The organism is Allobosea sp. GW821-FHT09G06 (genome assembly GCF_059416005.1).
Map to the genome: position 1 here is coordinate 322,083 of NZ_JBWKOI010000005.1, position 6,672 is coordinate 328,754.

Genomic DNA, 6,672 nt, shown 5'->3' on the forward strand with positions numbered 1-6,672 from the left:
GTCAGCGGGCAATTCTTGCGGGTTTGCCGGCTCCCGGAGGCAGGCCGGCGCAGGGGCTGAATGCAAAAACCGGATGTCGGAATCTTGCAACCTGCTCTAGGACACCATTGCGCGCACGCGGTCAACGGCGTGCAGGGCATGAGAGGCTGGCAGATGAGCGATACGGTTACGCGTTTGGCGGAGATTCGGGCGGCGATCGGCCGCGCCGAGCGCGATTTCGGGCGTGAAGCTGGCTCGGTCGCGCTGGTCGCGGTCTCGAAGACCAAGCCGGCCGAGCAGATCACCGAGGTGCTCGAAGCCGGGCAGCGCATCTTCGGCGAAAACTATGTGCAGGAAGCCAAGGCGAAATGGCCGGCGCTGAAGGAACGTTTTCCGGATGCCGAACTGCACATGATCGGCCCGCTGCAATCGAACAAGGCGCGCGAGGCGGTCGAGCTCTTCGACGTCATCCAGTCGCTGGATCGGGAGAGCCTAGCGAAGGAATTGGCGCGTGAGATCGCGCGGGCGGGCAAGGCGCCGCGGTTCTTCGTGCAGGTCAATACCGGCGAGGAAGCGCAGAAGGGCGGCGTGCTACCGGCCGAGACGGATGCCTTCATCGCCCGCTGCCGCGAGGTTCACGGTCTCGCGATCGAGGGGCTGATGTGCATCCCGCCGGCCGACGAGCCGCCCTCGCCGCATTTCGGTTTGCTTGCCAAGATCGCCGCCCGCAACGGACTCAAGGGCCTGTCGATGGGCATGAGCGCCGATTACGAGGCGGCGATCCAGCTCGGCGCGACCTATGTCCGCGTTGGCAGCGCGATTTTCGGCGCGCGGGGCTGACCTCTTTCCAAGCGCGGTCATCCCGCACGCGCTGCAGCATGCAATGCTGCTGCGCAGATGCGGGACCGTTTTCCGGATGGGGCGCTCTCTTCTGACGACGGTCCCGTGTCTGCGCAGCGGCACTTCGCGCCGCAGCGCGCACGGGAAGACAGCGGGTTTCGCTGCTATTTCTTCAAGGGCTCGCCGACATCGATGCGGTTGCCGTCCGGGTCTTCGAAGACGAAGGCGCGCAGGCCGTAATCCTTGTCGCGCAGGCCCTTGACGATGCGCAGGCCGTGCGCGCGGATCACGGCATGCACCGCGTCGATATCCTCGACCATCATGTGGGCGACGTTGAAATCCGCCGCCTTGTGGCCTGGCTGGAGCGTCAGGTGCAGCTCTGCCGCGTCGCGCTTCAGGATCATGAAGCCGACGGGGTCGCCGTTCTCGAAGGTTTTCCGGAAGCCGAGGGCACTGACATAGAAGTCGCAGGCGCGGGCCATGTCGGCCACGGGCAGCATGGCGGCGATCCGCCCGAAGCGGAACGAGGAAACCGAATCAGTCATCGCAAATCTCTGGCTGGGATCGTGCCGCGCCGCGAGACGGTGCCCGGGAACGCAGCAGCCTGATCCGAAGATATGATCGAGACGGTGCCCGCGTCTCTCCTAGCTCACCTCACCACGATCCGGCAATGGCGGGCCAGCCTGGGCAGCAGCTTGGCGAAGACATGGCCCTCGACGGCGACGCAGCCGGCCGTCGGCGTGAAGCCGGCGCGGGCGAGGTGCCAGAAGATCGCGCTGCCACGCCCACGCTGCACCGGGCGGTCGTTCCAGCCGAGCTCGACGATCACATCATAGAGATGATCCTCGCGCTGGAGACGCTCTTCGGCCTCGCCCGGCGGGCGGTCGATCAGGCGGTTGTAGCGGCGATCCTTCTGGTCGTCGCACCAGGCGTCGCGCGGCCCGATCCGCTTCAGCGGCAAGAGGGTGCGCGGCCGTGAAAGGCGATCGGCCCGGTAGAAAACGCTGCGCAAAGGCAGGTCGAAGCGCGGTGTGCGGCCGTCGCCCTCGCGTTTGACGGTGCCGATGCCGGAGCGGCCGAGCGCGCAGGGGAAGATGGCATTGCCGGCGACGAGGAAGCCCTTGCGGCGATCATGGACCGAGGCAAACACCCGCAGGGCGGTGAGATTGCGCGGTCCGTCATGCGGCGCGGCTGGATGGTTGGAGCGGTTTCTCACGGGAATTCCAGGCGGCCTCACTTGCGATGACGACTCAGCAGGCTCATGTTGCCGCAATCCCTGCGTTCGAGCGAACCCCATTCATGTCCGCCGTCCATCATATCCTGCTGGTCGATGACGACCAGACCTTGCGCGACACGCTGTCCGAGCAGCTCTCCCTCTACGAGGAGTTCCGGCTCTCGACGGCCGACACTGCGACGGCGGCGATCAAGGCCGTGCAGGGCGACCGCGTCGACCTCGCCGTGATGGATGTCGGCCTGCCCGACATGGATGGGCGCGAGGCTGTCAAGGTGATGCGCAAGAACGGCTTCAAGAGTCCGGTGGTGATGCTGACCGCACAGGGCTCGGATGCCGATACCGTGCTCGGGCTCGAGGCCGGCGCCAACGACTATGTGGTCAAGCCGTTCAAGTTCGCCGTGCTGCTGGCGCGGATCCGCGCCCATCTTCGGCAATACGAGGCGAGCGAGGATGCGATCTTTCAGGTCGGGCCCTACACATTCCATCCGGGCTCCAAGCTGCTCGTCAGCGAGAAGGGCTCCAAGACCAAGCTCACCGAGAAGGAAACGGCGATCCTGCGCTTCCTCTATCGCGCCGGCCGCAAGCCGATCGCGCGGGAGGTGCTTCTGCAGGAGGTCTGGGGCTATAACAGCCAGGTGACCACGCATACGCTCGAAACCCATATCTACCGGCTGCGCCAGAAGATCGAGCCCGATCCGGGCAATGCGCGGCTTCTGGTCACCGATGCCGGCGGCTACCGGCTGAATCCCTGACGGATGGCGCTCGACGAAGACATGGCCCTGCTGGCCCGGCAGCCGCTGCTGAGCCTGATGGAGCGCGATGCGCTGCGATTGCTCGCCTTCGCGGCCGAAAGCCGCATCCTGCGCGCCGGAGACGTGCTGTTCCGCGCTGGCGAGCCGTCGGACGGGGCCGTGCTGGTGGTGTCCGGCGCGGTCGCGCTGACGGTGCAGGACGACGGCAAGCCGGCGACCGAAATCATCGGCCCCGGCGCGATGATCGGCGAGCTTGCCCTGTTCACCTCGGTACCGCGTCAGGTCACGGCGATCGCGCGCGAGCCGACGCAGGTGATGCGGCTGCCGCGCAGCGTGATGCGGCGCGTGCTCGGCGAATCACCTGATTCGGCGGAGGCCATCGCCGCTGCGATCGGGGCCCGGTTGCAGGGCTTCGTCGGAGAACTCACGGCCGTTCAGGACGCGCTGAACGCGATCGACCGGACGTAGTGCGGCTGTTCAGGACGAGGGCGGATGCCTTGCCGCCCGGATCGCGGCGAAGCGCGGCCAGAGGCTGTTGAGGCACAAGCCGGAGAGCACCAGCCCGGCCGCGACGAATTTCCAGACCGGCAAGGGCTCGCCAAGCCAGACGGCGGCGGCGCCCATCCCGAAGATCGGGACCAGCAGGGATGTGGGCGCGACCGTGGCGGCGGCATAGCGCGAGAGCAGCCAGCCCCAGACGGCATAGCCGAACATGACATTGCCGACTGCCTGCCAGATCGCGGCGGCCCAGGCGGCTGCCGGAGCTTCGGTGAGGCCCATGCGGATCGCCGGCCAGCCTTCGATCGTCCAGGACAGGGCTAGCAGCGGCGGGATCGCGAACAGGCTCGTCCAGACGACATAGGCGAGCATATCGACCCTGGGCGTGCTGCGCGCGACGATATTGCCGGCAGCCCAGCACAACGCCGCGCCGAGCACGAGGACGATGCCGAGCGGCGTGGTCGAGCCGTCGGTGTGCCAGAGGATCACGCCAATGCCGATGGCCGCAAGGAGGAGGCCCGCGATCTGGAAGGGCTGCACGCGCTCATGCGTGATCGCCGCCGCCAGCAGGATCGTGAAGAAGGGCTGCGACTGCACGACGAGCGAGGCCAGGCCCGGCGCGATGAAGCCCTTGATGGCGAAAAAGAGCAGGCCGAACTGCCCGGCGCCGATCAGCACGCCATAGGCGGCGAGCTTGCTCCAGGGTGCGTCGGGCCGCTTCAGAAAGAAGACCGCCGGCAGGAGCGCGAAGGTGAAGCGCAGGGCCGCGAAGAGCAGCGGCGGGAAATGTTCGACGCCGATATGGATGACGACGAAATTCGTGCCCCAGACCACCATGACGGCCAGTATGAGCAGCCCGTCGCGGAATGAGAGTGTCGTGGGGAGAGCTGGCTGCACGGGACTGGCTTCGCCGGAGAACTTACGCCGGCCAATACCATGCAGGCCTGTTCGCCGGTTAGGACGGCCCGGCATGGCTGGGGGGCCGCTGCGGCATGAAGCGCCGCGCGGGCCCGTCAGAGCTCCAGCGTCACCGTGACCGGGACATGGTCGGAGGGGCGCTCCCAGCCGCGGGCCTCGCGCAGGAAGGTGAGATCGCGCAAAGCCGGCTTCAGCCCGTCCGAGAGCCAGATATGGTCGAGCCGGCGGCCCTTGTTCGAGGCCGCCCAGTCCTGCGCGCGATAGCTCCACCACGAATAGAGCTTCTCGGGCTCGGGCCGCAGCGTGCGGGCCGCGTCGGTCCAGCCGAGCTCACTGCGCAGCTTCTCCAGCGTCGTCGTCTCGATCGGCGTGTGGCTGACGACGTCGAGGAGCTGCTTGTGGCTCCAGACGTCGTGCTCATAAGGCGCGATGTTGAGGTCGCCGAGCAGGATCGCCGGCCGGTCGGTCGGCTTCTTCGTCACGCCCCAGGCGCCGATCTCGTCGAGGAAGGCGAGCTTATGGGCGAACTTGTCGTTCTTCTCGGGGTCGGGGAGGTCGCCGCCGGCCGGGATGTAGAAATTATGGATAGCGATGCCGGCAGCAGGACCGGCGGCCTTGTCGAGCGTCACCGTCATGTGCCGGGCGTCGTTGCGGCCGCACATCGACATCGCCTCCTTCTCGCTGAAGGGCAATTTCGAGACGATGGCGACGCCGTTATAGCCCTTCTGGCCGATGAAGGCCTGATGGACATAGCCGAGCTGGTGGAAGGCCTTGGCCGGGAACTGCTCGTCCGGCGTCTTGGTCTCCTGCAGGCAGAGTACGTCGGGGGCGTGGGCGGTCAGGAATTCCCCGACCATGCCGATGCGCAGGCGGACGGAATTGATGTTCCAGCTGGTGACGGTGAGTTGCACGCGAGGATTCCGGCAGGGAGGAGGCCGGAAACTGGGTCGTCAGGCAGCAAAAGGCAAGCCGTTTTCGGCCTGCCGGTGTCGTCAGAGCTTGCGCTGGTAGTCGATCACGAAATTCTGCGGATCGGGCCGGCGGCGGGTGTCGAGATTGTAAAGCGAGATCGCGGTCTCGTAACCCTGCGGATCGACCACGACCCATTGCCGGAGTTCGTTCGCGACGAGATCGAACTTGAGCGTGATCTTCGAGGTGCCGCCCAGCGTCGAGCGGTCTTCCAGCCGGACCGTGAGCAGGTCGCCGTCGATGCTGGCACCCTTCAGCGTGCCCTCGCGGGCGAGGTCCATTTTCTCGCGGACGAGGAATTTCAGCGGTGTCTGGCCGATCGAATAGATGTCCTGCGTCGCGAGGCGCTTGTCGCGCACGGCGACCGAGGTGCCGTCCGCGATCACCTCCGTGGTGGTCGGCGGCTCGTATTCGAAGCGCATCTTGCCGGGGCGCTGGATATAGATGCGCCCCTCCAGCCGCCGGCCATTGGCGGCGTGCTGGATGAAATTGCCCTGCAGGGTCTGGAAGCTGTTGAGATAGGTGTTGAGTCGCTCGACGGCCTCTTCCTGGGTCGCAGGCGGCGCCTGCTTGCCCCTGGCGGGAGCAGCGGCTGGCTTGGCCGCCTCGGCCGCAGGGGCGGCTGCGGCAGGGGCGTTCGTCGCTGCGGCCTGGATCGGGGCGGCTTCCGTCGCGGCAGTGCGCGTCTCGCCGAGGCCGGCGGGCCGGGGCGGCGGCAGGACTAGGCGCGGGGCGGGCTTGGCGGCGGCGGGCTTCGGCGGCTGGAGCTGAAGCGGCTGCGCCGCCAGCGGACCGGCCGCGAGCGCGCATCCGACCAGCGTCGTCACCAGAACCGAAGCCCGGAAGGCCGGGGTCAATCTGTCGAGCAAGGCTGCTCCATTCCTTATGCCGCGGCCGTTCCTGCCGAGGCCTAGAGATCGCTGACGCGGGAAGCCGGACGATTTCCCGATCTGGTCTTTCCGCCTCAACGTCTGGCCTGCTGCGGAGGTTGCAGCATCGTCATGGCAATTTGAGGACTGGCGCCGGTTGCCGCAAGGGCGCTCGGCGTCGCCAGCCTCATTCGTCGTGCTGATTCTGGCCTTCGACGAGGATTTCGCGTTTCCCGGCGTGGTTGGCGGGTCCGACGATGCCCTCGTTCTCCATGCGCTCCATGATGGATGCGGCGCGGTTGTAGCCGATCTGGAGGCGGCGCTGGATGTAGGAGGTCGAAGCCTTCTTGTCGCGCAGCACGACCGCGACCGCCTGCTCGTAAGGGTCGTCCGAGTCGGTCGAGCCCATGCCGGTCTTGTCGAAGACGGCGCCGTCCTCGTCCTCGCCGCCCTCGTCCTCCTCGGAGGTGACGGCGTCGAGATATTGCGGACGGCCTTGCGTCTTGAGATGCGCGACCACCTTCTCGACCTCGGCATCCGAGACGAAGGGGCCGTGGACGCGGGTGATGCGCCCGCCGCCGGCCATGTAGAGCATGTCGCCCTGGCCGAGCAG

At 67.0% G+C, this 6,672-nt stretch carries 9 protein-coding genes; 3 read left to right on the plus strand and 6 right to left on the minus strand.

The window, feature by feature from the left end; translation table 11 throughout:
* Positions 1–153 precede the first annotated feature (153 nt).
* Positions 154–819, plus strand: a complete 666-nt coding sequence (locus AC07NY_RS23050) for a YggS family pyridoxal phosphate-dependent enzyme (protein WP_492288351.1) — start codon at positions 154–156, stop codon at positions 817–819.
* Positions 820–983: 164 nt separating this feature from the next.
* Here AC07NY_RS23050 and AC07NY_RS23055 read toward each other — a convergent pair whose 3' ends face one another.
* A complete protein-coding gene (locus tag AC07NY_RS23055; protein ID WP_494585741.1) occupies positions 984–1,364 on the minus strand; it encodes a glyoxalase superfamily protein in 381 nt (126 codons plus the stop codon).
* 104 nt (positions 1,365–1,468) lie between these two features.
* Entirely contained in the window at positions 1,469–2,035 is a 567-nt protein-coding gene (locus AC07NY_RS23060; RefSeq protein ID WP_494585742.1) for a L,D-transpeptidase family protein, read from the minus strand.
* A gap of 83 nt (positions 2,036–2,118) precedes the next feature.
* Here AC07NY_RS23060 and AC07NY_RS23065 point away from each other — a divergent pair, with 83 nt between their 5' ends.
* Together AC07NY_RS23065 and AC07NY_RS23070 are read left to right on the plus strand one after the other, a co-directional pair.
* Positions 2,119–2,805, plus strand: a complete 687-nt coding sequence (locus AC07NY_RS23065; protein WP_257735408.1) for a response regulator transcription factor — start codon at positions 2,119–2,121, stop codon at positions 2,803–2,805.
* Between the two features lie 3 nt (positions 2,806–2,808).
* Complete coding sequence (locus AC07NY_RS23070; protein WP_494585743.1) at positions 2,809–3,273, plus strand: cyclic nucleotide-binding domain-containing protein; 465 nt, start codon at positions 2,809–2,811, stop codon at positions 3,271–3,273.
* Positions 3,274–3,282: 9 nt separating this feature from the next.
* On the opposite strand, the gene AC07NY_RS23075 is transcribed toward AC07NY_RS23070, so the two are convergent.
* From AC07NY_RS23075 to AC07NY_RS23090, 4 genes are all read right to left on the minus strand, one after another.
* Positions 3,283–4,200, minus strand: coding sequence for an EamA family transporter (locus tag AC07NY_RS23075; RefSeq protein ID WP_494585744.1), 918 nt, complete (start codon positions 4,198–4,200; stop codon positions 3,283–3,285).
* Between the two features lie 116 nt (positions 4,201–4,316).
* Positions 4,317–5,132, minus strand: coding sequence for an exodeoxyribonuclease III (xth, locus tag AC07NY_RS23080; RefSeq protein ID WP_494585745.1), 816 nt, complete (start codon positions 5,130–5,132; stop codon positions 4,317–4,319).
* A gap of 81 nt (positions 5,133–5,213) precedes the next feature.
* Positions 5,214–6,059, minus strand: a complete 846-nt coding sequence (locus tag AC07NY_RS23085) for a LolA family protein (RefSeq protein ID WP_494585746.1) — start codon at positions 6,057–6,059, stop codon at positions 5,214–5,216.
* Between the two features lie 187 nt (positions 6,060–6,246).
* A partial coding sequence (locus AC07NY_RS23090) for a DNA translocase FtsK (protein WP_494585747.1) occupies positions 6,247–6,672 on the minus strand: 426 nt, incomplete at its 5' end.